24 protein-coding genes are annotated in these 25,351 nt (G+C 54.2%); 7 read left to right on the forward strand and 17 right to left on the reverse strand.

From position 1 onward, the window contains the following. Nucleotides 1-135: 135 nt before the first annotated feature. The 3 genes from ACR0AD_RS10600 to ACR0AD_RS10610 are packed head-to-tail and all read left to right on the forward strand — an operon-like array spanning nt 136 to nt 3,885. Nucleotides 136-1,662 (forward strand): DUF4153 domain-containing protein, encoded by a 1,527-nt coding sequence (locus ACR0AD_RS10600; protein ID WP_480487260.1) that lies wholly within the window; start codon nt 136-138, stop codon nt 1,660-1,662. A gap of 13 nt (nt 1,663-1,675) precedes the next feature. Beyond that, entirely contained in the window at nt 1,676-2,368 is a 693-nt protein-coding gene (locus ACR0AD_RS10605) for a response regulator (protein WP_480487262.1), read from the forward strand. Beyond that, nucleotides 2,353-3,885, forward strand: coding sequence for a sensor histidine kinase (locus ACR0AD_RS10610; RefSeq protein ID WP_480487264.1), 1,533 nt, complete (start codon nt 2,353-2,355; stop codon nt 3,883-3,885). The genes ACR0AD_RS10605 and ACR0AD_RS10610 overlap by 16 nt, the downstream gene beginning before the upstream one ends. Nucleotides 3,886-4,248: 363 nt before the next feature. Here the strand turns inward: ACR0AD_RS10610 and ACR0AD_RS10615 are convergent, their stop codons facing one another. Together ACR0AD_RS10615 and ACR0AD_RS10620 are read right to left on the reverse strand one after the other, a co-directional pair. Next, nucleotides 4,249-4,806: a DUF3604 domain-containing protein gene (locus tag ACR0AD_RS10615; RefSeq protein WP_480487266.1), complete on the reverse strand. Its 558-nt coding sequence runs from the start codon at nt 4,804-4,806 to the stop codon at nt 4,249-4,251. Further along, on the reverse strand, nt 4,803-5,663 hold the full coding sequence (locus ACR0AD_RS10620; RefSeq protein WP_480483840.1) for a DMT family transporter: 861 nt from the start codon (nt 5,661-5,663) through the stop codon (nt 4,803-4,805). The genes ACR0AD_RS10615 and ACR0AD_RS10620 overlap by 4 nt, the downstream gene beginning before the upstream one ends. A 116-nt stretch (nt 5,664-5,779) precedes the next feature. Between ACR0AD_RS10620 and ACR0AD_RS10625 the strand changes: the two genes are divergently transcribed. Beyond that, on the forward strand, nt 5,780-7,168 hold the full coding sequence (locus ACR0AD_RS10625; RefSeq protein WP_480483841.1) for an aminotransferase-like domain-containing protein: 1,389 nt from the start codon (nt 5,780-5,782) through the stop codon (nt 7,166-7,168). An 83-nt stretch (nt 7,169-7,251) separates the two neighbouring features. Here ACR0AD_RS10625 and ACR0AD_RS10630 read toward each other — a convergent pair whose 3' ends face one another. Together ACR0AD_RS10630 and ACR0AD_RS10635 are read right to left on the reverse strand one after the other, a co-directional pair. Next, entirely contained in the window at nt 7,252-7,692 is a 441-nt protein-coding gene (locus ACR0AD_RS10630; RefSeq protein ID WP_480483842.1) for a VOC family protein, read from the reverse strand. 67 nt (nt 7,693-7,759) lie between these two features. After that, nucleotides 7,760-8,236 carry a cupin domain-containing protein gene (locus ACR0AD_RS10635; RefSeq protein WP_480483843.1) on the reverse strand — a complete coding sequence of 159 codons (477 nt, stop codon included), beginning with the start codon at nt 8,234-8,236 and terminating at the stop codon, nt 7,760-7,762. A 90-nt stretch (nt 8,237-8,326) separates the two neighbouring features. Here ACR0AD_RS10635 and ACR0AD_RS10640 point away from each other — a divergent pair, with 90 nt between their 5' ends. Then, nucleotides 8,327-8,902: a hypothetical protein gene (locus ACR0AD_RS10640; RefSeq protein ID WP_480483844.1), complete on the forward strand. Its 576-nt coding sequence runs from the start codon at nt 8,327-8,329 to the stop codon at nt 8,900-8,902. A 335-nt stretch (nt 8,903-9,237) separates the two neighbouring features. Here the strand turns inward: ACR0AD_RS10640 and ACR0AD_RS10645 are convergent, their stop codons facing one another. The 8 genes from ACR0AD_RS10645 to ACR0AD_RS10680 form a co-directional block, all read right to left on the reverse strand. Next, a complete protein-coding gene (locus ACR0AD_RS10645; RefSeq protein ID WP_480487270.1) occupies nt 9,238-9,570 on the reverse strand; it encodes a GlcG/HbpS family heme-binding protein in 333 nt (110 codons plus the stop codon). Nucleotides 9,571-10,266: 696 nt separating this feature from the next. Further along, nucleotides 10,267-12,315, reverse strand: coding sequence for an OmpA family protein (locus tag ACR0AD_RS10650; RefSeq protein WP_480487272.1), 2,049 nt, complete (start codon nt 12,313-12,315; stop codon nt 10,267-10,269). 9 nt (nt 12,316-12,324) lie between these two features. Next, on the reverse strand, nt 12,325-12,693 hold the full coding sequence (locus ACR0AD_RS10655) for a hypothetical protein (RefSeq protein WP_480487274.1): 369 nt from the start codon (nt 12,691-12,693) through the stop codon (nt 12,325-12,327). Between the two features lie 7 nt (nt 12,694-12,700). Continuing rightward, nucleotides 12,701-13,141: a hypothetical protein gene (locus ACR0AD_RS10660; RefSeq protein WP_480487275.1), complete on the reverse strand. Its 441-nt coding sequence runs from the start codon at nt 13,139-13,141 to the stop codon at nt 12,701-12,703. Continuing rightward, nucleotides 13,138-13,824, reverse strand: a complete 687-nt coding sequence (locus ACR0AD_RS10665) for an extensin family protein (RefSeq protein WP_480487277.1) — start codon at nt 13,822-13,824, stop codon at nt 13,138-13,140. The genes ACR0AD_RS10660 and ACR0AD_RS10665 overlap by 4 nt, the downstream gene beginning before the upstream one ends. After that, nucleotides 13,814-14,053 carry a hypothetical protein gene (locus ACR0AD_RS10670; RefSeq protein ID WP_480487279.1) on the reverse strand — a complete coding sequence of 80 codons (240 nt, stop codon included), beginning with the start codon at nt 14,051-14,053 and terminating at the stop codon, nt 13,814-13,816. Before ACR0AD_RS10670 ends, ACR0AD_RS10665 begins: the two co-directional genes overlap by 11 nt. 277 nt (nt 14,054-14,330) lie before the next feature. Further along, nucleotides 14,331-14,978 carry an N-acetylmuramoyl-L-alanine amidase gene (locus ACR0AD_RS10675; RefSeq protein ID WP_480487280.1) on the reverse strand — a complete coding sequence of 216 codons (648 nt, stop codon included), beginning with the start codon at nt 14,976-14,978 and terminating at the stop codon, nt 14,331-14,333. Between the two features lie 288 nt (nt 14,979-15,266). Beyond that, nucleotides 15,267-16,256, reverse strand: a complete 990-nt coding sequence (locus ACR0AD_RS10680; RefSeq protein WP_480487337.1) for a helix-turn-helix transcriptional regulator — start codon at nt 16,254-16,256, stop codon at nt 15,267-15,269. 596 nt (nt 16,257-16,852) lie between these two features. Between ACR0AD_RS10680 and ACR0AD_RS10685 the strand changes: the two genes are divergently transcribed. Next, entirely contained in the window at nt 16,853-17,758 is a 906-nt protein-coding gene (locus ACR0AD_RS10685) for a hypothetical protein (RefSeq protein WP_480487282.1), read from the forward strand. Nucleotides 17,759-17,988: 230 nt separating this feature from the next. Here the strand turns inward: ACR0AD_RS10685 and ACR0AD_RS10690 are convergent, their stop codons facing one another. Both ACR0AD_RS10690 and ACR0AD_RS10695 read right to left on the reverse strand, forming a co-directional pair. Further along, nucleotides 17,989-18,801 (reverse strand): nucleotidyltransferase domain-containing protein, encoded by an 813-nt coding sequence (locus ACR0AD_RS10690; RefSeq protein ID WP_480487284.1) that lies wholly within the window; start codon nt 18,799-18,801, stop codon nt 17,989-17,991. A gap of 213 nt (nt 18,802-19,014) precedes the next feature. Beyond that, nucleotides 19,015-20,121: a hypothetical protein gene (locus ACR0AD_RS10695; protein WP_480487286.1), complete on the reverse strand. Its 1,107-nt coding sequence runs from the start codon at nt 20,119-20,121 to the stop codon at nt 19,015-19,017. Between the two features lie 104 nt (nt 20,122-20,225). On the opposite strand from ACR0AD_RS10695, the gene ACR0AD_RS10700 reads away from it, so the two are divergent. Beyond that, the gene (locus ACR0AD_RS10700; RefSeq protein ID WP_480484919.1) at nt 20,226-21,185 is read left to right on the forward strand and encodes an IS481 family transposase; all 960 of its coding nucleotides are present in this window, start codon (nt 20,226-20,228) and stop codon (nt 21,183-21,185) included. Nucleotides 21,186-21,214: 29 nt separating this feature from the next. Here ACR0AD_RS10700 and ACR0AD_RS10705 read toward each other — a convergent pair whose 3' ends face one another. Genes ACR0AD_RS10705 through ACR0AD_RS10715 form a run of 3 tightly spaced genes read right to left on the reverse strand, consistent with a single transcriptional unit; the run spans nt 21,215 to nt 25,300 of the window. Beyond that, entirely contained in the window at nt 21,215-22,636 is a 1,422-nt protein-coding gene (locus ACR0AD_RS10705) for an FGGY family carbohydrate kinase (RefSeq protein ID WP_480484920.1), read from the reverse strand. Beyond that, nucleotides 22,633-23,883 carry an NAD(P)/FAD-dependent oxidoreductase gene (locus ACR0AD_RS10710; protein WP_480484921.1) on the reverse strand — a complete coding sequence of 417 codons (1,251 nt, stop codon included), beginning with the start codon at nt 23,881-23,883 and terminating at the stop codon, nt 22,633-22,635. Before ACR0AD_RS10710 ends, ACR0AD_RS10705 begins: the two co-directional genes overlap by 4 nt. Further along, nucleotides 23,873-25,300 (reverse strand): FAD-dependent oxidoreductase, encoded by a 1,428-nt coding sequence (locus ACR0AD_RS10715; RefSeq protein ID WP_480487288.1) that lies wholly within the window; start codon nt 25,298-25,300, stop codon nt 23,873-23,875. Before ACR0AD_RS10715 ends, ACR0AD_RS10710 begins: the two co-directional genes overlap by 11 nt. Nucleotides 25,301-25,351 lie beyond the last annotated feature (51 nt).

The raw sequence follows: 25,351 nt of genomic DNA on the forward strand, positions 1-25,351 counted from the left end.
GTGGGTAATGCCTTTCACCGCCTCTGCACATTTTCTGCACGAAAGCCCCATGAAGGCTGCGGATACGTCGCGCCAAAGATGCAAGCGCCGCAGGCAATCTGCCGGGAAAGGAAACCTGCAAGCAGGAGACAGGACATGAGGCAGGAACTGACAATTCGCGGCGTGCCGGACAGCATCGTGCTGGACGCGTGGTGGCTGGGAAAGATGGACGAGGCCCCCCGATGGGGAGGCAACAGACGACAGCAGAGTGGCTCTCTGATGTCCACGCTGAAAATGCGCCATGCGATCCCGCTTCTTGCATCGCTGGTAGCGCTTGCTGATTGGTTGTTTTGGGAACAACCGCTAGGCATTTCTGTCTCAGTCTTCGCGCTGGTCTTGTCCGCCGCGATCATGGCGATGAAACCCCGGCGGGCGACTGCAACGGAATGGCTCATAGCCGCCGCATTTGCCTTGTTCACCAACCTGCCGGTGGCCATCGATTTGCAGCTTCTATCGTTATTGTTCAGCCTTGCTGGTTTGGTCAGTCTGGCCACCTGGGCGCTATTCGGTCAGGCCGTAAACGAACGTCTGCTGCTGCGCTCCGCCCTGCGCCTGCCTTCCATCGGCGCGACGCTTTTGCTGCGCGACACATGTCGCACCGCAGTGGCCGCCGATCTTGGGTCCGACAGCCGCCGCCACGCAGCCTCGCTGGCCTTGCCGCTGCTATTGGGTACGGTCTTCCTTGCCTTACTGGCCGCCGCCAATCCGGTGCTGGAAGATCTTCTGGCAGAGCTGGACCCAAGTCTTCTGTTCGAAGGGTACTTTTGGCTGCGGCTTCTGTTCTGGGGTGTTATGGCCTCGCTGCTGTGGCCGTTCCTAAACCTCAGCGATCCATGGCTGGGCGGCATTGCCCGCCCAGCCACCATGCCGAAGACAGGCCCAAGCCGGGCTGCATTTCTGATCAATCCAATCTCGGTGCGCAATTCGCTGTTGCTGTTCAACCTGATGTTCCTTGTACAAACCGTGATGGACCTTGGTATCCTGACCGGCGGTGTATCCCTGCCTCAAGGGATGAGCTATGCCGCTTATGCCCATCGGGGCGCTTATCCGCTGGTGGCGACGGCCCTGATGGCGGGCGTATTCACTCTGGTCACTCACAGCATGATCGGCGCGGACCGGACGTTGCGCATTCTGATCTATATGTGGTTGGCGCAAAACGTGTTCCTGGTGCTGACAGCTGCCATCCGGCTGCATCATTACGTCGACGCCTATGCGCTTACCTATTTGCGGGTGGCCGCCTTCATATGGATGGCGCTGGTTTTCACCGGTTTGCTGCTGATCGTGGTGCAAATCCAACGCGGCTTTGGTACAACCTGGCTTCTGCGGCGTTGTTTTGCAGCGCTTCTGGTGGTCTTGTATATCTGCAACTTTGTGAATTTCGCATCAGTCATTGCCAGCTACAATCTGAGCCACGGCAGCGCTCTGACGCAACAGGATACCGGTTACATATGCAGCCTTGGTGCTGATGCTTACCCCGCTATCCGCGATCATGAAACCAGAACCGGACAGCAAGTCTGTGACGTATGGATGCGATATGATCTGAAAAAGGATGCAATCACCAACTGGCGCGAATGGGGCTTTCGGAGATGGCGAATCCAAGCCTATTATCGGCAGCAGAGTTGAAGGACCCCATTTGATGCCTGCACGCATTCTTGTTGTCGACGATGATCCGGATATCCTTGAGGTAACAAGGTTCGCGATTGAAAAGGCAGGCTATGCGCCACTTCTGGCCAGCGACGGCCTGACCGCGCTTGATACAAACCGTCAGGAAAGCCCCGATCTGATCGTGCTGGATATCGGGTTGCCCGAAAAGGATGGTCTGGAAGTATGCAGGGACATCCGCAAATCCTCGGACGTGCCGATCCTGTTCCTGACCGCCCGCGATGACGAGGTCGACCGTATCGTCGGGCTGGAGCTGGGCGCCGATGATTATCTGACGAAACCCTTTTCCCCACGCGAATTGGTGGCCCGGATCAAGGCCATTCTGAAACGCAGCGCTCCGACACCTGCCCAGCCCGATCCGGTGTTGTCGCAAGGCAGCCTGCACCTGGATGCAGAGCGTCACCTGTGCAGGTTCGCTTCAACGCCCGTGACGCTGACCGGTTCGGAATTTCGGCTGCTGGCAACTCTGATGGCCCGTCCCGACCGTGTTCTGTCAAGGGCGCAGCTGATCGATGCGCTTTACGGCTACAACATCCACGTCTCGGACCGCACCATTGACAGCCATATACGCAATGTCCGTGCCAAGCTGGCCCAGGCCGGCTGTGCCGAAGGGATCGTGACCATTCACGGTGTCGGCCTCAGGATGGGTGCATGCACGCCCGGCTGAACCGCAAATGGCGCCCCAGATTGTGGACCATCGTTCTGCTGGTGCTGGGCATTGTCCTGTGCCTGCCCTTTGCCGGGCTGATCCTGTTCCGTTTTTACGACAGTCAACTGGTGCAACAGACCGAAGAAAGCCTGCTGACACAGGCTGCGGTCATGTCAGCGGCGTATGCCGAGCTTTATGCAGATGCAGCCGGGATCAAGCCGCCCCGCCCGAGTGCAATCTCAACCGAGCACGCGGTGTTCCCGTCACTGTCGGTCAATCGCGAAACGGTTCTGCCGCCGCGCCCGGACGCGCGACCCGCAACCGTCCGACCCGGCTCGGTCTATCAGGCAATCGCCGCCCCGCTAAGCCGCATCGCCAACGCCGCACAGGCGCAAACCCTTGCGGGTTACCGGATGCTGGACCTCGATGGGAACGTGTTTGCCGGTACTGCGGAAATCAGCCAAAAGCTGGGTCATGTTGACGAGGTTCGCGAGGCCCTTTCAGGGAAAACCGTCTCGGTCGCGCGCACCCGCGTGCGCGAGGATGCAACGCCTGCACTTTATACCCTCAGCCGCGGTGCCCGCGTGCGCGTTTTCGTGGCGATGCCAGTGTTCGTGGATCAGACCCTTATCGGGGCGGTTTACCTGAGCCGTACCCCGAACCATATTTTCCGCTTTCTGTACGGCGAACGTTTCAACCTTGCCAAAGCCGCGGCATTTGTTGCTTTGTCCGCGGCGCTAATCGGGTACGTGTTCTGGCGGTTCATCACCCGGCCGATCCACCTGTTGATCCAGCGCAGCCAGATGGCGGGCCATGGTGGTCAGGCATGGGAACCACCAGACCAGCTTGGCACGCGGGAAATTGCGGATCTGAGCCAGAGTTTTCAATCGCTGACGGAACGCTTGCAGGACAAGCAGGACGGATTGAAAACGTACACCGCCCATGTCACCCACGAGCTGAAGTCACCCCTCACTGCCCTGAAAGGTGCGGCAGAGCTGCTGCGCGACGATGATTTGCCACCCGCGCAGAAACACCGCCTGCTGGACACTGTAGAAAAGGGCGGAAAGCGGATGGAGGATCTGCTGGCCAATATGCGCGCCTTCAGCCTTGCCGATCAGAGCGCCATTAACGGTACATGCTGTCTGAACGACATCACTGATCAGGTCGTTCAGACGTTCCCGGCGCTTGCCATCAAGGCTGAGAACGATCACCTGCCCTTACCCGTCGCGGCGCCCACCCTGCACATCATACTGACACATATGCTCGAGAACGCTCAGCAACACGGCGCGCAGGATGCCGTGCTGACAGCCTATCAAAACGACGGTGTCATCTGTCTGAAAATTGCGGATAATGGCCACGGTATCAGTGAAGGGAACAAGGACAAGATTTTGCAGCCCTTCTTTACAACAAAAAGAGAGGCCGGTGGCACGGGTATGGGCCTGAATATTGTCAAAGCGACCATGGAAGCAATTGGTGGGCAACTCAGTGTTGTGCCAAGCAACCAAGGCGCTTGTTTTCTTCTGACTTTTAATTAATCGGGCGCGCAAGCCGCCTGTAAAAGGGGCAACATTCGCCGTTCAGAAGCGCGGAGGTTCTGTCTATCGAACCGCAGTCGCAGACTTTGCGCTTAGCCGCCATTCGCTCTGACACCGCTGCGCGTTTTGACACATCAATGTCCGAGTGGCGTCAACTTTGCTAAGGATTAGTTCGGGTTGATTACCAAAAGTGAGAAAGGTCCGACGCTTTCTAAATGGCCCTTTCCGAGCGCCGCCAGCATATTGTTCAGGTTGTGTCGTGTCTTTCCACCGAGACCTGTTTTCGCACGAGAGGCGGTACCACTCTCAACCGCACCATCGAACAGTCGATCGCGTTTTTTTCGACCCAAACTTGGCAATCAGTCAGCCTTGCGGCGTGTACCAGATTGGAGACGTGTAGGCACGCTCCTGCTGCGAAGTAGGAGCGCCTTCAGGGATGTCGATACCGTAGCGGTATGCGTCGTAGACGTACCAGGGTGGTGTCGGAATCTCGAGCACACGCGCGTAATAGAAAGCCGGGCGCGTCGGGTCGAATTCAGGATCAGTCCAGATTGTCGCAAGTTCCGCGGCACCAATGGTGTTGGTCCAAGTTGCGGAAGCAACATCCACAGTATCACCAACGGGCGGAACCTTTCCGTCGCTGCCAGTTTCGCGTTCGTCTGACCAGGCGACGTCAAAGACTTTCTCATCGGTCGTCCCGTCCTCATTGAGCCAACCTTTCACGATTTGCACGCGGTCGAGGTTAGCGCCAATTGGATCACGAAGGGCTGCCACCATGAACCTTGGTGCCTGTGCACCTTCGGAGGGGGCCCTAAGGTCGGCACCCATCGGTACGCCTTTTGCATATCCAACCGTCGCCGGAATGCGGGCTGCGACCGCGGCTTCCGACTTGGGCAGTGGATGGCAGGAGTGGGCCGTCACGCGAAACGCTTTGCCCCCGCAACGCAAATCACCACAAAGATCGTGACACTGATCATGGATGGCGCAACGGGCTCGGCGAGCAAAAGAGCCGCAAGAGTCAAACCGAAGAACGGCTGAAGAAGCTGAAGCTGTCCAACGCCTGCTGTGCCGCCAAGTGCAAGGCCACGATACCAGAATATGAAACCGATTAGCATCGAAAAGATCGAGACGTAGCCTAGACTGAACCAGACCGGCAAGGTCAGCTCGTTTAACGTGGGTGGCCATGTCAGAATCGCGAAAGCAGCCATAATAGGTAAGGATAGAACCAGCGCCCAGGAAATCACCTGCCATCCGCCCAATCGGCGCGACAACTGCGCTCCCTCAGCATAGCCCAACCCGCATGCCACGATCGCCGCTACCATAAAGAAACCGCCAATGAGCGAACCGCCAGCGCCTTGGGAGAGCGCGAAACCAACGACGGCGGAGCTGCCAAGGATTGAGAATACCCAGAACAACGCGGTCGGACGCTCACCACCACGCAGCACGCCAAAAGCAGCGGTGCTCAAGGGCAATAAGCCGATAAAGACGATCGAATGCGCAGCTGTGATGTGTTGCAGTGCCAGTGCCGTCAAAAGCGGAAAGCCGATCACCACACCGAAGGCAACTACAACAAGAGAAATCAGATCCGTGCGCAAGGGTCGCTTCTCTCTGAAAAGGGCCAACAAGAAAATTGCAAGAACCGCCGCCAGAACCGCACGGGCTGATGTCAGGAAGAGCGGGTCTAGGCTACTTACAGCCACCCGCGTGGCGGGTAGTGATCCGCTGAAGATCAACACACCGAGTAGTCCGCTGCCCCAGCCAGAAAACGAGGAGTTCATAAAGAAAGATCCCTTTTGGGACCTTGTAGCTGGAGTGGTGGGAAAAATGCAGATACAAAGCGATACAATTCACGTAAACTGTACTGTTCATCAGTCCCATACAAAGGCAATCTTATATGGCCGTTGCAACCCGTAGAGCTCTTGTGATGGAACACATAACGCGTCTCATCCGATCGCGGGCACTGGGTGCGGGTGAAAAACTTCCCTCGGTCCGGGGCCTCGCAACGCGCTTGGGCGTGTCACCTTCGACAGTGGTTGAGGCCTATGATGTCTTGGCTGCAAAAGGAGCTATTTTTGCTCGACGCGGCTCAGGTTTCTATGTGTCAGACCGCGTACAGCCGTTCGAGGTTTCACAGACCGGGCCGCTGCTTGAGCGCGAGATTGATCCGCTCTGGGTTGCGCGACAATCGATTGACGCCAGCGAGGGCATGGCAAAGCCTGGATGTGGCTGGATGCCTGCCGATTGGATGCCTGTCGAGTCGCTCCGGCGAGCGATGCGCCGAGTGGCACGTGGCAACGACAATATGCTTACAGATTACAGCTGTGCACAGGGCCATTCTGGTCTGCGCCAGCATGTGGCACGAATGCTGTGCGACCAGAACATAGAGGTAGATCCCGATACTGTTTTGCTCACCAATTCCGGATCGCTGGCGCTGGACTTGATTTGTAGATTGCTTCTCAAGCCCGGTGATACCGTTTTGGTAGATGATCCTTGTTATTTCAACTTTCAGGCCCTTCTAAGAGCGCACCAGATTTCCATTGTCAGTGTGCCCTACACGCCTATCGGCCCCGACCTTGCCGCATTTGAAAACGTGCTTTTGAGAGAGCGCCCACGGCTCTACCTGACCAACTCGGCATTGCACAACCCAACGGGCGCGACACTCACTGCAGCGACTGCACACCGTGTGCTGTCTTTGGCCGAAACCTATGATTTGCAGATCGTGGAAGATGCTATTTTCTCTGAGTTCGAACCTGATCTTTCGCCAAGGCTGGCTTCACTGGATGGGCTGAATAGGGTTCTCACGATTGGGAGCTTCTCCAAAACCCTTTCTGCATCGTTGCGATGTGGATACATAGCAGCGCGCCCTGACTGGATTGCGTCTCTGACTGAGCTTCAGGTTGCGATCAGCTTCGGAGGCCCCAGCCCAATGGTGACAGAATTGCTACATTCAGCGCTCACTGATGGCAGCTATCGCAAACACATGGAGGCGCTTAGGGACAAATTGGATCGCGTCCGCGCGCGTTCAATCGAAGAATTAAATACGCTGGACATAAGGCCTTTCGTGAAGCCCAGAGGTGGATTTTATCTATGGTGCGAACTGCCCAACGGGCAGGATGCTGCTGCGATGGCGCGAAAAGCTCTTAAGAAAAATGTTGTTTTGGCACCCGGAAATGTCTTTAGCCCAACTCAATCAAAGAACTCGTTTCTACGTTTTAACGTAAGCCAGATGGCCGGAAAGACACTATCGCAAGTACTTCGTGATCTGATGAGTGACGCTCAATAAGAACGTCTGCTTCAAGGAACGGTCAAAGACTTTGCCCCTCTAGGTAAATGTCCGGTTAGGGCCGCAAGGAGTTCGGCCTTGGGTTAATCGGTATTGGCAGCAATGACTTCTATTACATTACCGTCCGGATCCTGAGCAAAGAACGACCGACCATTCCAGGGCAGACTGTCGGGCCATGAGCGTTCGCGAATGATCATTTTCAGGCCTTCGAAACGGGACCGCTCCAGATCGTATTGGGCGTCGGGAACCTCAAAGGCGATGTGGTCGAGCGTTGAAAGCGAAGCATCGATGGAGTGTCCTCTCTCGAATAGAGCGAGAAGTTGCGGGTGCCCGACTTTGCCCAGCGGCGAATTCAGTGCGCCGACTTCCAGAAAAACCACACCGGCTTCGCGGTGATGGAATTTGAAGCCCAGAAAATTTTGATAGAACGCAATTGCCCGGTCCAAGTATTCAACACGAATGGCGATTTCTGCGATGCGAAACATGGTAGTGGTCCTCTCTTGCGGGCGCACACGCGATGCCATTGTGACATTCAAAAAAAACGAAGCATTGACCATAAGCAGCCGCTGATAGCCGTCGATTCATCGCTCTTTAGGCGCGGTGATCTGCAACCTCCGGCGCGAGTATCGTCATGCCCAAGGAAGATGCTTTTGCAACCAGGGCCGGGATATCTGGAGGACCGCTCGGCGGCAAAGGCCGCGTTGCGCCCTCGGGCAATTCGGATCCGACGGACGTAAAGAACCGCTCGTGCATCACGCCGGGGGCGTTCACTATCAGTAGTTTCGCTTCCTCTGAGACACCGGAAAAGGCGTGTATCGCTCCATCAGGGACTGTTAGAAACATGCCTTTCTTCGCAACGATGTCTTCTCCATCGACGTGAAAAGCAACTTCACCATCCAGTACGTAGAATGCTTCCATTTCGCCGGCGTGCATATTTGGTGGGGCACCTGCGCCCTTTGGAACAATGCACTCTATGACGCAGTACTTGCCGTCGGTTTCGTCAGGATACGCCAGAAATTTAACGACATTTCCCAAGACATCGTAGGTGCGGTGACGTTGGACGTTCATTGGCTTCTCCTTGTTGATTCTAGTTCGCATATACGTAATTATGATACATATGTCTCATTTTGAGGCAAGTGTCTTATTTTGGAGTGCTTGATGGCGCCAAGTCTCAGCAAACGATCCAGAACCCGCGAAGCGATTCTTGAGGGCGCGCGAAGTCTGATGTTGCGTGGCGAAACCGTAACCGTTGCGGCCGCAGCGGCAGAGAAAGGAATTTCGCGCGCGACTGCGTACCGGTATTTTTCGGACCCGCAGATTTTGGCCAACGAAGCAGGACTTGCCGTGGCTGTGCGTCCTTACGAAGAGGTGGTCGCAGGACATGAGGGCGCGCGGAAAAAAACGATTGCGGTCGCTCTGTATATTTTCGACCTCTCAGTCGAAAATGAAGCGGCCTTCCGTCAGTTCCTTGCGCGTAGCTTGGATGCCTGGCTCGTGCATGGTCCCGGCGACAGGCGCGGCGCGCGGCGGGTCGAAATGTTCAGAAACGCCCTTTGCTCGGCAAATCTTTCACCCACTGAGAAGACCCGTTTGGTGAACGGGCTGACAGCAGCATCAGGTTCGGAGGCCATGATAGCTTTGTATGATATTGCCAAAACCGACCCAAAAGCGGCGCGCGCTGCAATCCGCGATGTCGCCGAGGCGCTCCTGGACAAGTTCGGAGTCACCGAATGAAGTGCGCCGCTTCCGACCGCCAAACGTGATCGAGCTAAAGACTGCGCGCCAGGCAAGACATCAACGCCAAACCAAATTGACCATCTTCCGCAAAAGCTCCGCGGTGTTCAACAGAAGTACTGAGCGCACAGCCAAGGCCTGCAAGACTGGCTGCGATCGCAGCAGCAGACCAGAGCGCTGAGTGTCTGTTGGGGGCCGCGAGTGATGGTGTTGCGCAGTGCACAAATATCCACTTCTTGAATGATGTCGCCCAGGGCAAACGCCTTTTGATTGACGCACAACCGCGGCCCATTGCGCTGCAAACAGCCCCGCATGCCGTGGCGGTAAAACTCGATTCAATCGCCCAGACCAATAGCCGCCAAACCAGCCAGAACGCACTGAATATCATCAGGACCAGCTGCGCCGGACACACCCATAGTACCGATCAATACACCGTCTTCAAAAATGGGAACTCCGCCATCCCAAGCACACAGGCCCGGACGGTTCAGCAGACCCATTTCCAAATTCGGATGCGAGGACATGCGTTCAGCAAACGCCCGCGTGGTTTTTCCCAGACCTCGAATACCATGGACAGGTGCCATGTCTTGAACCCGATGTAGCTGGCCAAAATAGATGCTGTGATAGATGTCATCCCGGACGCCCCCAAAGATCCAACTTTCATCACCCAAATCTGGCGCGCCGATTTCATACCCCCGCGGCCGTCACCGCCGCGACACGCCGCGCAGTTTTCCTCGAAAATCAATCCATCGGCTTTAGCCGCCGTCGCATCATGTTGCTGTCCAGACAGGGACAAATCAAATTCCTTGACACCTTTGACCTGCTGTTTTCGATCATGCCATCCGCTCCAAAGGCAAGCATCTGTGCAATCCTTGTACCGTCATGACGCGCGTTACTGTCCCCTTGTGGGCCAGTGGGATTTGGGCAAGCCAAACGCCCCTGCCCATCAGGGGTAAGACGCTGCCTTCCCCCTCGGGCAACCTATTAGACAAAACCGTGTCCTCGGCTGTGCCTGCGGGCCGCACCACTATTGTCGAATAGCATTGCCTCGCCCCCATCCGCGTCGCCATGTGGCAGATCAGCAGGAACAGGCGCTTTCGGCGCCTTATCTGCAAATCAGTCCTGATTTTCCCAATAGGAAGTCAGGATCAATGAAATCGGTCTAAGTGCTGGCTGAAGGAAGTGAGGCGAAAATGGCAAGGTCCTGTCGCTGGTGCAGAACTAATGTCGCCTTTTAGGGAATGTCAGGCGACACATAGTATTGCCATTAACCAACAACTAAGCCTTTGATTTCGAATCATTCAAAATTTCATACCCGCACAGATATTGCCATTTGCGACTCAAAGGCCTTCCATCGACATCTACCGCTATTTATTTGCCAATTGAGCGGAATCAGTGTTGGCGGGGGGCATTGCCGGTATGAGGCAATACTCGACCTCGACCCGTCTGGCAGATTCGAATTGCTGTGACGCCACCGGATCTATAGCCTCGCCTTGCTCATAGGTCAGGATGGTGATCCTGTCGTCTTCCAGTTTGCGGTTCCCTATGGCGCTGGCTTCTGACGATGACAGGCCGAACATGTACTCCACCAGCAATTGCTTGATCCGATCAGCACGCCTGTCAGCAAGTTTCCTATTATTCTCAGGCAAGCCGGAGGTACTCGCGCGTCCTTTCAACTTTACAATCAGCCGCCCCTTACTGGGATCATGCCTCTCCATCCTTTCAGCAAAATCCATGACCTTTTGGTTGTCAATCGGATCGACCATTCCCTCGTTAAAATAAATTGCTGTAGGCATTTCATTTTCAGCCTCGGGGCGACACGCATTCAGAGCGTCCGATCCCAATTGGTCAGAGAGTTGACCCAAATAGACCTGCAAAGGACGTAACGGATCTTTATCGTCTGATCCCGCTAACGCCTCGGCAGCAACAGCCAACGAGTTTGCCGCGCCGCCAAGATCCTCCAAAGTGTCTTCCAGGGCGGTTCCATCAGTCAACTCAGCAACAAATTTGACTGTCAGGTGTTTCTGGGTTTCGCTTACGGTTGCAGGTTGCAGCACCACAACAGGCGGCCGTTCCCTCAGCAGCTTCACCTCTTGTGCCAGACGCGCAATTTGAACTTCGACAACAGTTGGCGGGTCCGGCAGCAATTTCTTCACATTCGAAACAAGCGCTATTGCCGAAGTTGCCAATTTATACGCTTTTTGAGCGTACTCAGCCGGAAACGACAGCCTGGTATTGCCATCATCGAGTTGGAACTGTTTTATCGTAGAGGCATTGAGGAATACGAGCTGACCGCGTTGACCAACCGGAGCAAGCGCCGCCCATCCGCCATATTTACCGAGATGGAAAACGGGTTTGGATATCACCGAACCTGTTCGCCCAGCGGACAAACCGGCGTCCACGATCCTAGCGTTTTCCAAAGCAGGGGGAACCGACATGACAATCCTGCCGCATGGTATTCGAGCGGTGAGTGGTAGTCCCAGTTTCTCTGCGCCATTCAGAATGAATCCTCCGACGGAGATCTTTTTACAATTCTTCGAAGCGGTTTCAATTTGTTCGTTCACTTTCCCAGCAATAGCCTTGGTCTTAAATGTCAGGCTAACTGCCAGAATTGCGATCACTCCACACCTGACCAATACCGAACTGATCCCCTTATGTTTGTTGTTCAGAAGCGCCCCAACCCAAAAACCAACTAAACTATCGGTTCTCTCGATCCACATTTTACGAGTGGCATCGTAGCTATCCCGCATTCGGCTTCTCTGAGCGATTTCTGCTTGTTTACCGCGCTCAAAGTCGCGTTGAATGCGCGCCTTCGCTGTATGTTCCAAATTCCTGCCAAGCCCGAGCCACCAACGAATTTGACCGGCAAGAAACTTGATACGGTGCTTCAACATCAAACCTGCCAATTGAAGCCATTCGCCCTTGAGCACCGTTGCAATTTTCGGAGAGATCATGACCCCGCCAACGCGGAAAACCACCCAAAGGACGAGTGCGACGAATAGGTAAAGTAAAGCAAAAACAATAACTAAGACCAAAAATTCAGCGGACACAAACCGCTCGAATGTCGAACTGTTGTCGCCAATGGGCAAAACGATGCCCAGTTCATGGCGCCAGACACGTTCAAGAAGCACCCCAATAGTCGTTCCTGTAACCACAAGCAGCCCAGGAGTTGAAAACACCATATCGGCCAGACGTGAGGGTTGCTTGGCAGAAGCCTTTGCGGCGAGGCCCAAGAGTTTCGTGATTTCACCAGATTTCAAGCTGGTTAACACAGCGGTCTTTTCTTTGCTCAAGTTGGCCAGATGCTCTTTGCACAGCAGCCCGTCACCGTCACCGACCGCATCTTTGGGACAACGCTGTCCTTTGTCGACGGCCACACAGCGGCCGTCGGGCGAGTTTTTTGCTCTCTTTGTCATGACATATCCTCACCGCACAAGCTGAGGCGCTATGTTCAGACCCGTCAGGTTTCGCACGGCGTACCCAAGGGCACGGACGGCTGTATCGAGGATGGTCTGCCGAAACTCGAAAGTCTCGTATTTCAGACCATTCAGATACACTTTCATAGCGCGCTTATGTGACCGCATCAGGAATTCAGCATTCTGCTTGCTGATCCGATTTGCGGCAAAATCGATCTGCGTTTGAATTACGGCTTCTGAGATGCTTTTCAGATAGCCGCTCGCCTGCTCTTTACTCTCGGCGAACCAGGTTTGGGCTTCGGAAGAAATCGCGGCACCTAAACCATTTAGCAAATCATCTACAGAGCTGGGTTTGAAGTTTTCGTAATCAAATGCCATGACAACCTCACTGCAAAATGTTGTTGATAGGGATGGCACAGGTCACCTGTACCAGGGTGTAGGCTTGAGACTGGCCGAGCCCAACAGTCCGATGCTGCTGAGCCATTTCAGTGACGCCGTCGACGCAATCCGTCAGGTCTGATGCCAGCAGCTTGGCCGCTTTGGTGGCCGGCCTGCCATCGTTACTTTCTGCCCGGTTTTTAACCCAGCTTCGGGTGACCTCCAACTGCGCAAGCGCATCGGCATAGCGCGTGGCGGCACCGTTATAGGAGCCAGGCCCCTTGAAATCGCCCAGCTGCGCAGATGCCACCAGCGACGAGACACTCTGCAAACCATCTGCTGCGGATTTTGTGACCTGGTTGGGAAAGGCCGGTTCAAAATAAGTGCATCCACTGAGGGCAAGGCCAATCCCGGCAACAATCAAAGCTGTCTTCGAAAAGTAGGTCATGCAATCAGCCCTCCTTGGTTCAACTCCCGAGCCCGGTCCGTCGCGATGTCGATACTGGCCTCGATAAACCCGACCCAGTTCGACCGGATCGACAGGCCACCCAGCCCAAGCTCTTTGCGCACTTCGCGCTCGATCGATTGCGTTTCTGGCCCCCTTACCCCATCGATGGTAAGCATCTGGTCAAACAGGAATTTCAGGGCGTTTTGCAGGTAAAGCACTCGGCTTTTGGAATGCCGCTGAAAACCAACCGGCTCGCCATTATCAAAATGGATATGATCGCGATGGGCGGAGTCGTAGCCAGAAGTTAGCACTGTTCCAAAATTCTGGCGCAGCACACCTTCGATCGCCAGATATTGATGCGGTTGCGTAGCCAAGGTATCGGCCACCCAGATGAAGCCGTTATCGAACACCAGGCCGTCCAGATCGAACGCTCGGCCCTTGTGGTGAAGACTGTATCCAATTCCAGTTCCATCGACGCCGCCAAACAGGATAGCCGTGACCTGCCCAAGATCCATCGCCTCGAGCACCTGGAACATTTCGCCGAATGCGATGTCCGTTTGAAGCGCAAAGACCGTATCGACATGAGGATGCGCGCGAAAACCGCACTTGCCGTAGTTAGCTACCGGATCCCGGTCATAAAGCAGCGAGACGTCGCCAAACTGACTGATCCGATTACGTGCCATGGGCATTCACCCCTTGGTCATCGGTGATGATGCCATCGTTGGCACTTGGGGGCACAAAGTACCCGACCAGAAACACGATAATTGTGATCAGCGCAGCCGACACCGCGCCGGGCAACTTAGCACCCAGGAAGAACTCTTCGACTACATAGATAAAGACCGTCGCAACTGCCGCCCCGACAGAGCCGAAGACAACCTTTCGCGCAGGCAGGTTTGTTGACATCTGAGCCATGTGATACCTCTAAATAACTGTTTCTGAATGGCGCCAAACTTTCTCAAGCGCCTAATTTATTGAAGAAAAGTATCGTTTGCCTTGCCGAACAACCTCGCCCGACAGGGCTGTGCCTGCGGATATAGCGGCGATGCAGTCCAACGTTGAATTTCAGTTTTACGTCAGCGGCGCTCAGTCGATCTCCTGAGTTTCAGGGATCATTTCTGAACATCGAAGCGTCCGCTATTGAACCACCCTAGCTATTCAAAAAAAGCGAAAAGCGGGTGGTTCGCAGCCCTTAGAGCCACCGGTCAACCTTAAAGCCCGGGCATGCTTTGGCTGCGTAGTCGTTATGACCGCTAACTCTCTTGATCAGCGTCCGCCCCTGAATATCCGAGATCAGATTGCGCAATGCGACATCTTGGGCGTCCGTAAAATTGTCGGTAAAGGCATCGTTTTCAGATGAGCCGAAACCGCCAACCAAAGAGATACCAATCGTACCGGCGTTGTGGCCCGCCACATGCGCGCCCACAACGGTTTCAGCACGTCCTTTCGCGATGCCGCCATCGCGATCAATCATGTAATGATAGCCGATATCTTTCCAACCGCGATCTGACACGTGCCATCTGCGGATTTCAGCAGCCTTTTCTTCGACAGATCGTCCCGCATACCATTCTGGGCGGGTAGCTGTGCAATGGACAATGATTTCATCCACGGTATGACGAGCACTACCCTGATAAATCATCCCGCCTGTACTGACGGCTGCGGCGACTTTTTGCATCTCGGCCGGTTCACCATCGTTTTCAAGCCAAAGTTCAGCTGCCGCACGGGTCCGTCGACCAAAATCACCATCGATCGGACCAGGATTGTATCCCAGAGCCTTCAGCGCTTGCTGAATAGACGTGACTGCGGTTGCCGGATTGGTGATCGAAGCGAAGTTCGTCATAAGAATCTCCTTTTCCAATAAAATTTAGCCGTTGGAGGCAAGGTCAAAATCGTCTCTTAAAAGCACTTGGTTGCGAGCTAAAAATGCCAGTTGTCGAGCAGCTTAATGGGAACAAACGCAGCGATCATGATCCAAACAGATCATGACACGACAACTAATTTTGAAATGTGAAAAAGCTGGATCGCCTTGAATCCCCTACCATCAAATTGCGGAGGCGATCGCTTCATTCCCTAAACATCCTAGTGCAGATGTTTCCGTTCAAAATCAAAACACCACACATACGCGATGTTAGGCTACCGGAGGCAATACACGAAGAATTAAACGTATCAGTTCGTGCCTGCTGTTCACACCTGTTTTTGCAAGCACCGCAGAAACTTGGTTCTTTGCCGTTGTCGGACTAGTGTTTCGATGCTCAGCAATCTCAGCGACGCTTGCGCCTTCTGCAATCCATCGGCAAACCTCGGTTTCCGCTGGAGTTAATCCATATAGGGCCGTGAACCGCTCCAGTCTTAGATACGGAACTCGCTCTGGATCGACTATGGTGATCAGGGCTCCATCCAGGTTGTTCTCAAGCTCTGCATTGCTATCACTCAGCGGGGCAATGTCTAAAAGATAAGGCGTCAGGCCAGATGGTCGCGAAACTGACAAAAGCGATTCATGACGATTGGCTTGCCCCTGCGCTGTGGATCCGATGTCAAATATGTGCGCTTTGATTTTCGAAGTCACATCCGGATCAGAGGTTACAATTCTTCCGTCACGGGCCAGTGTTATTCCATCTTGTGCTTTCAAGATCTTTTTTGCTTCTGCGTTTTTGACAATCACCTGCCCATCCGGCAGCGCTATCGCAATTCCGGCCTGCACATGATCCAACGCTGTGAGAGTTGCTTTGTATCTCGCCTTCAAGAAGGTAAATACGCGTCCTATCTCCAGAGCCTTCGTCAGATGTGGAAGCAATGCAAGAGATCTCTCACATGCTGACCGAGGTACCTTGGAGTCCTGTTGGTCGAAGCCAAGACTCATTGCATCAAACCAGACTGGATCAGTGTTGAGACGTATTCCAATTCGGCGGGCAACACCTGTCCGCCTTTTCAAAAATGCATAATCCTTGCGGGCGTCCAAGACTTCGGCTGCAAGTCCGGTTGCCAGGTCTGGTACCGGTTGATGAGCAGGCTGAGTTCGAAGAAAATCCCAATCCTGATTTTGCAGTCGAGAGAGCCAAGCCCCGTAGTACCACCCTGCTGGTGTGCGGGAAAAATCCAGATAAACACTCGACATCATCGTCAAGTCTTTTGCTCCGGCCTTTTGGCCCCTGATCACTAAGGCTATGGCCTTCGCGCCAACGACAGAGGTCGTTGCATCTAAAGCTCTGCGCCAGCGCCCAGGATTAACCGCTGTGTCGTATATAGTTTCGAGGGCCTTATAGCCCCTAACATCTAGCTCCAACTGTCACCTCCAGAGTTCAATGGCCGCAATGGAAACTGAGATACCCTAATGCGAATTGACGCCATGGACGACTTGATCGGTCTTCGCCGCACCTTCTAACATAACTGCTAAAGCCGTAACGCGCGACCAAAGATCGAAATCGGGAAAATCCGACCGATTTGGCAACCAGTGAAATGTACAGTGTTTGAAACCTTTTCCTGGCAGACTTCGCAACCTTCGGCTGAAACGCTTCTCCATAACAAACCGCGAACATCCTTGAAGCGGTTTTATGTGAAGCGATCTCTGGTTGAGTAGTGGCCCTTCAGTGGAACGAGTACATAAGGCAGCCTCGCGGGACAAAGCAGGCTTTGAAAGTGATTGTATGAATGGCTGGTTCGCGTATTTCATAGTCGACAGCTCAACTCAGGGCTTCGATCTACGAGAGGACAGTCATGGGCATAGTCAAACACATGATGATGGAGATGGAGGAAGCCCAATGGGAAGCGGTCGACGTAGATTTCCAGTGTCCACACTGCAAGGAAGCCGTCGATGGCCACACTGAGCTTCCAGTTGTCTATGACAATGGAGATCAACATCACTTCCCTATCTCAATTCGGTGTGCTGTGTGCGGCACTCACTACGATGCTTGGGTCAAAACTGATTGGGACGCCTGCGAAATCGAATTGGACGGATACCCTGAGGTATCAGTTAAGGCGGTACCCGTGCAGGGATACTTCAACGACTACGATGATTACGATCACGACTACTACGAATGGCTTGAACAGCAGGAGCGCCCACACAGAGAGGTTTTCCGCACGCTTTGCCAAACATTAGACAACGTCGAAGAGCTCTGCACGTCAGAGGTGGATGAACAACAGTCCCACATGTTGAGAAGAATGCTGCTTGCTCAAAGTATTACCGCAATGGAAGTCTTCTTCGCGGACACACTTATACCTTCAGCCTCTGCCAGCTTAGAAGTGCAAGAAAAATTGCTAAAATCAAAAAGAATAGGAATCGGCGCGACCAAATTTCTTTTGTCGGACGCGGCTGGCAAAGCAGACTTTGCGAAGGAGCAATTGGTCGGGTATCTGCGTGCAGTTTCTTTTCATGACATATCGAAAGTGACTAAGCTCTTTCAGATCGGACTCGGGATCGACATACTTCCCGACGAAGTTGAACTGAAAAAGGTGGAAACAGCCATCAAGCAACGTCATGATTGCGTCCACCGGAATGGCAAAGACCGCGAAACTGGCAAAGAACTGGAAATTTCGAGCGAGTGGCTTTTAGACCTAACCGCAAGTCTGCGGAACATGCTTAGAGCGGTTGACGAAAAGGTCGAAGCAAGAGATGCGCAATAAAAGGCGTCGGCTCCCGCTCAGCGGTATTTGTAGTCATCGATGCATCATGCGGCATCTGCCACTTTGGGCTCCTTTGGAATCTTCACCGCACGCTGCACTTGGGTCCGGTTTTGATTTCTTGGAAAAAATACAATAGCAGAAAGCCCCTGCACATCGTAGTTCGGGTGTTATATGCACCGGTCTCTCGTTGAACGCCCGATCTGCTGTCACATGCCTTCGATATTGGCATTTCAAACCTCGGCAAATTCCTTAACGATGTGCCTCAGCAAGCTATTACCCTCGGCCATGAGGTCGAGGCGATCTTCGTTCTTTTTCACATCGGATGCCCACGCCATTTGATCGTGTATGAAATCGTCAATGATCGCTATGCGTGATCCACGGCCCATTTCCTTGGTTTTGCTTTTTAAAACCAAAAGTCTGTCAATATGCCCCAATAGGTCAGATGACAGGTTCTGATCTTTAATGAGATCATGCAGGTTCATCGGTGGTCGCGTATTGGGTATCTGCCTGATCCACGAGATCGCCAAAGCGGGTCTCAGGATGTAGAAATACGTTTTGAAGCTCACATTCTGGCTCTCACCAACATGCTTGTCCCACTGTTTCTGTGCCAGGTTGCGATAGTGGTGCAGACAGGATTCGCCGAAGGTCGTCTTGGCTGCGAAGGCAATCAGCCGTTCACATATCGCATCATTCCATCTGTACCTGATGGGACTGGATAACCATTCCAACATCACTGGGTTAGGTTTGATCAACAAACCAAGCGCTTTGCGAATATCCCACCCGTTTATGTCCCAATCGCCCTCAAGGGGCAGTTCGATGACATCGCGACCGGGCTCAATACTCAGATACCAGTCTGGCCGATGTACATAGATGAAGCGTACATCGTAATCGCTATCGGGAGACGGGAAACCCCATGCACGGCTACCGCTTTCAATGGCGAACAGCACTCGGACATCATGATCCGCTTCTAAAGCGATAAGCTTGGATTGGATGACCTGCTCGATCTCAGGCGAAACGCTAGAGGTGAAAGTTGGACGGGTCATCGTGTTTCTCGCAGTGTCAAGACAGCCATCTGGGAAGGTACAACACAGTTTTTGTCAACAGGAACTAGGCAAGCAACCGCGGAACTATGGCCATCGGAGGCGGTATTATCATGTCCCAAACCCCACTATTATTGTTGAGCATGCGTGGCAGAGCACCTTGCCAACTCCGCCACGCACACTGGTTCAAATATCCTTTGAGACCATCAAGTCAGATTAACTCGTTACTCTGGTCGCCAGTTCCCGAACCACGTCTCGTGTCTCGTTCGGGTAGGCACGAACAAACCCAGCCTCGCAGGGGATTGTCTCAACTTCTCTGCGATCCAGTGCCGGAGCTAAATGGATCGCGGCGATCTCAAACTGCTCTGCCATTTGGCCCAGCGTTACATAGTGTTTTTCAAAAGCCTGAATACTCTCTTCAGTGATGTAGCAACGATAATGCTGCGTGTCCGGGTTTCGCAGCTTTACCTGCTTAAGGTATCCACAATCCCGCAAGAGCCGGATTGACCCGATACTAATTCTCAAGCGCGCCGCTGCATCCAGAAGCGACAGATCACCAGAAAACACGCGCTCCGATTTTTCCAAGATCTCAGCGCAGTCTATAAGAATTCCAGCCAACCCCTCTACGTCCGGATCTCTCCAAACGCCGGTCAGTCGGCCTGCTGCCCAATCGGCGACAACGCGAGCCAGGGCCACCCTGCTCTGTCGGCTGTACTCCGAGAGGGGCAACCTATGACGTGCCCGAGAGGCAATGCGCAGGCCTTCAAGCCTAGTCAGCAAGGTCTGTACCGAGGACGATGAAACATAGCGCAGAGACGTTCCAAAACGATAGGCTTCCAGAACATTATGCCGGATCAGTGCCTTAACATGGACCGGATGGATATTCAGCTGGACCGCGGTGGATTTGGTATTCTGCAACCCAGACCAGAAGTCGAGCACGGCAGCCAGATCCTCATGGCTGACATCTTTCATGTATGACAGGTCGCTCGCATTTATACCGCGAAGATGGGCGAGAATACCTCGCACCCGAACCTCGCCGACCCCATGTAGCTCCCGCGCGCGTTCAAGCGTGATGAGTTTGGGCGCTGAGATTTCCGTACCCAGAACTTTTGCGCCGGTCTGCAGCGGATAGTTTTCACGCACAAAATCCTGCACACAAGCCCTGAGGACTGCTGTCGCCGGGTCCTCTTCAGTTTCCTTAAGCCAGGTGTAGAATTCGCCCATACGGGCATGATTGCGATGATTTTTACGGTCTCGCTTGCTAAAAACAGTGGTTGTCTCGGATGCCGCGCATGGAAGTGCTTGTTCGACACATGACATCATGGCTCCGGCAAAACTTTGGACAGCGCAGCTGTCAGCTTGACAACTAGGTGTTTGATCCCACGGTTTGATGGTGTGATCCTTTCGTTTGAATGGAAGGAAGCACTATGGGACAAATTCGTCATGGCAGCGCCTCGACCACGCACGCCATCAGAGCTCACATACAGCGATCGCAAGCTTCGATCACGGAGCTGAGCCGGGAACTGGGGATCAATCCCAAGACCGTAGCCAAATGGCGGAAGCGCAAAACGGTTGAGGATCAGAAGACCGGGCCGAAGGAACCACGCTCGACCGTTCTCAGCGAAGAAGAGGAAGCCATGGTTGTTACGTTCCGGCGGCATACTCTGTTGCCTCTGGATGACTGTCTCCATGCTTTGCAGTCGTCAATTCCACACCTCACACGGTCTTCTCTGCATCGCTGTTTGCAACGTCACGGGATATCACGCCTTCCAGACATGAGTGGAGACAAGCCCAAACGGCAGAAGTTCAAGAGATATCCCATCGGCTATTTCCACATCGATATCGCTGAAGTCAGAACCGAGGAGGGCAAGCTCTATCTCTTTGTAGCCATTGACCGGACCAGCAAGTTCGCAGTCGCGCAGCTTTTCGAAAAGGCCAATCGCCAGACAGCCTGGGAGTTTCTGGAGCACCTTCTTGAAGCCGTGCCGTACAAAATTCACACGATCCTGACAGACAATGGCATCCAGTTCGCAGAGCAGCCCCGGAACCGCGACAGCGTCACATTCCGCAAGATGCGTTTTGACCTAATTTGCGAGGCCAACGACATCGAACATCGTCTGACCAAACCGAACCATCCTTGGACCAATGGACAGGTGGAGCGCATGAACCGCACCATCAAAGACGCGACCGTAAAGCGGTATCACTACGATAGCCACGACCAACTGCGCAGCCATCTCAGCGACTTCCTGCAAGCCTACAACTTCGCGCGTCGGCTCAAAACTCTGAGCGGTCTCACTCCCTACGAATGCATCTGCAAAATCTGGACATCAAAACCAGTTCGTTTCATTCTAAATCCGATCCACCAGATGCCGGGACTGAACACCTAGCATGAAGTTGAAATACGTTCTTTGCCAAATCACTCCCTTCCCCATTCCTGCGCGAGGGCAATCGCTTTGGCGAAGGTATTTTGGTGGTTTTGAGTTCTGTCGGGGTTGATTTGGCGGTTTAGTTGCGCCGGGACGTTTTGTATGCCGATGACCTCACCGGCAAGACATGCGGTGCCCAGCGCGGTCACTTCGGCATTCTTCTGAAGGCGCAGGGATTGCTGGAATGCATTTACCAAAACGTGACAAAAATAGGGATTGGCCGTCAAACCCCCATCGATTGAAAACATGCTGCGGGCAGCCGTGGTTTCTGTCATTGCGCGCATCACCTCAGCGGCGCGAAAGGCGATTCCTTCCAGCAAGGCTTGCATCAAATCCTTGGGCCCATCGTCAAGCCCAAGCCCAAGCCATGTTCCACGTGCACGCCTGTTCCAATGGGGGCAGCCAAGCCCGGCAAGTGCCGGAACAAAGGCAAGGCCACGGGAAATGGCACTTGGTTTATCGAAGGCGTTGATTTCGTCGAATTGGTTGAACAATCCCAATCCGCGGGCCCAATTAACGGCGGCTCCAGCCGCAAAGACGCCGCCATCAACGGCATAATTTACCGCTTGCCCTTGTTTGCGCCAGGCAATGGTCGGCAATAGGCCTTTGCTGTGTTCCCGACAGATTGTGTCGCCGGTTAACATCAGCGCAAAAGCACCGGTGCCAAAAGTCACTTTTCCTTTGCCCGGCAGGCGACAGCCAGCGCCGTAAAGCGCCGCCTGTTGATCCACGATCAACGCGGTCAGAGGGGTCGTGGTTTCGCTGCCTTGGATCTGTCCAAAATCACCGGTATTCGAAACAATCTTGGGCAAAGTATCGATCGGGACGCCAAAAAGCGCGCAAAGATCCGGATCCCAATCGCAGGTCTCAAGATTCATCAATGCGGTGCGGGAGGCCGTCGAAACATCGGTGATGCAACGCCCGGCCAGACGATCAACGAAAAATGCATCACTCGTTCCCAACCGCAAGCTACCACGCCTATGGGCCTTTTGCGCCTTTGGTTCGTTTTCAAGGATCCAGCCCAGTTTGCTTGCCGAGAAATAACTATCAAGCGGCAATCCGGATCTGGAAAGTGTAAGGTCTTGGGCGCCGTCGGCCTTCAGCCGGGCCACCACATCATTCGTCCGTTCATCCTGCCAGACAATGACGGGGCTTAGGGCCTCTTTGGTGATGGCATCCCAAGCAAGGCAGCTTTCCCCCTGATTGTCGATCCCGACCGCGTCCAGTGGCCCGGCCGCGTCAAGACAAGCTTGAATATTCCGGATCAACTCTTCCGGATCATGTTCAACCCAGCCAGGTTTTGGCAATATCTGACGATGCCCAATCGCCTTGGCAATATGGGTTTTTCCTGTGCTGTCGTGAACCAGAATGCGGGTGCTTGTAGTGCCCTGATCAATCGCGCCTATTCTCAATCCTGTTCCTCCAGCCCGATAGTGATGCTTGTGGTCGCGCCATGCGCCAGAAGGGGGGCAATCGGCACGAGAATCCGGCGCTCGGGCACGGAATTTATGGATCGCGACCAGATGGTTTTGCCATCCGCCGAAATCACAAGCCGCCCACGCGCGGGGCGGTTCAGGCGAAGTTGTAGATTGGGCATATGCGCCCCGAGACAAGCTGTGGACAGGTGCTGAGGCAGAACATAGCGTATTGCCGGGCTCGTGATCCGAATTGGCGTTTGGCGCCGGGGCTCGGCCCTGTCCGGTTGCCCAAGCGCCTGAACAATAATCCGCGCGGCTTGCCGTCCCTCTTCAGCGCACCATCCATGGGTTTCAATGGGTCTAAGCAGATTGCCCGCACATAAATAGCTGGGATCAGAGGTCGTCATGAATTGATCGATCAAGGGCCCGCCCGTTTTCGGGTCAATCGCAAGATGGCCATTGCGCATCAAGCTTGCTTCGGGGCGGAACCGGCCTGTGCAAATGACACCATCGGCATCCAAAACCTTTTTACGGCCATCGGCGCGCTCGATTTCTATGCCCTCGACACGGTTTTTGCCCAAAATCCGCGTCAATTTGGTCTGGGACAGAATGGGAACACCCAAGACAGCAGGCAAAAGGCGGCTGAATGCCCGCGCTGTGATTCGCGGGTTTTCCTCGATCATCGCGACGGGCTGAATGCCCGCATGTCGGCAGGTCAGCAATGCAGAAAAAGACACAAGCTCGGTCCCCAGAATCGCGGGTTTTTTGAAGGGGACAAGACCTTCAATATAGCTGAAAGCCTGAAGCGCGCCGGTGGTGATAACCCCTTGGGGGCGGCTTCCTGAAATGAACCGCTGAGGGCGGCTTGCTTCACGCGCGCCCGTACACAGAACAACGCGCCGCGCTGTGATCGTTGCGGTTCCTGCATGGCTGCTTAGCTCGAGCGTGCCGCCCGGGTGAAGCGCGGTCACGGTTGTGCCGGTGCGCAGATCGACCCCTTTACGTTCGGCATCTTCGACTTTGCACCGCGCATAATCAGGGCCCTTCAGAAGGCGGTTATATTCGGTGATCCCGAACGGATAATGGCCACAATGGCGGGGAATACCCCCGGCCTCGGCCTCGCGTTCAAGGACGATCACCCGCTCGACACCAAGATGCCGCAATTCAGCCGCCAGTGTCAAACCGGCGGGGCCGCCCCCCACGATTGCAACATCACACAGCTCTTTACGCTCAACGGTCATGGGGATTTTGGCCTTCTACGCATATAGGAACATCAAGCACATCACCTGTGGCCGCCGCAACTGCGGCCATGCAATAGAAGCCTTGGCAAGTTCCCATGCATACACGGGTCCGGCGCTTCAATCCGGCAAAGCTGCGAGGGGCCAAAGGGCCAGCAAGGGCGTTTTGGATATCGCGATGGGTTACTTTTTCGCAATGGCAAATGATCCCGCCATTACCGGGCCGTTGCCAATCCCGCTGATGATAATCGGACAAATGTTGCAAGGCGATTTTTTCAGGCATAGAAACCGGTGGGTTTGCAAAATGTTGTGCGCCCAAAGCGTCACCATGGGTTTTGATAATATGTTCCGCCAGCCCCAGTGCCGCACTCAGACCGGTCGAGCGGATGCCGCCAATATTGACATAGCCCATATCAGGCCGCGCGATGATACGATATTCCTTACGTTCCGTCGCGGGACGGATGCCCGCATAGACACTTGTCACTTCGCTATCGGCCAAAGCTGGCAGGATATCAATCGCCTGCGCCCGCAAGCTAAGAAGCGTCTCTCGTTCGACCGAGGCATCCTCGCGGCTGTCTTGTTCTTCGGCTGTTGGCCCCACAAGGATATTGCCAAAAATCGTGCGGCACAGAACAACCCCCTTGGTCCGGTCATTCGGCACCGGAAGAATGATCGAGCGCAAATGACGCGCGGCAGCCTTGTCGAAAATGACAAACTGGCCTTTGCGGGGTTTGATCTTGAACGTCGCCGTGCCCAAAAGCCTTTCTTCGACGATATCGCCATATAAACCGGCGGCATTCACCACCGCTTTCGCCTTGATGCACCCGCGCAAGGTATTCAGCGACCATATGTCATTGTCGCGCCTTGCCGACATGATTTCGGCGCCTGGAATAAATGATGCACCATGGGCCAAGGCTTGCGTCAGATAAGCATAAGGGGTTGTCCAAGGGTCTATTATATGCTCGCCAGGTACCTCGAACCCGGCGATGACCCGATCGGATAAGGCCGGTTCGCGCGCCAAAATATCGTTGCGATCGATCCATGCTGCATCATCGACACCGTTTTCATGGGCTTGTTGCAAAAGACCAGATAATTTTTCGGCCTCTTGATCGCTCCAGGCCAAAACCATCGCGCCGGTTTCATGCAGGGGAAGGCCAAGATCTTCACGTATCGTCAGATAAATCTCGCGCCCCCGGGCAACACATTTCTGTTCGAGCGATCCAACCGGCGCGTCAAAACCCGTATGCAAAATGGCGCTATTGCCCTTCGAGGCCCCGTCCAAAGGGTCCATAGCTTTTTCAAGGACAGCCACGCGCGCCCCTTCCAAAGCCAAGCCACGGGCAATCGCCGCCCCGATAATGCCCGCCCCTATGATGGCAATATCAAAACAGTCCTCGGGCATTTCTTCACGCTTAAGCATTCGCACTACCGTTGCGGTGAACCCAGAAATTACTTGTTTCGGTCATATTTT

It is taken from the genome of Ruegeria sp. BH8, from assembly GCF_056538065.1.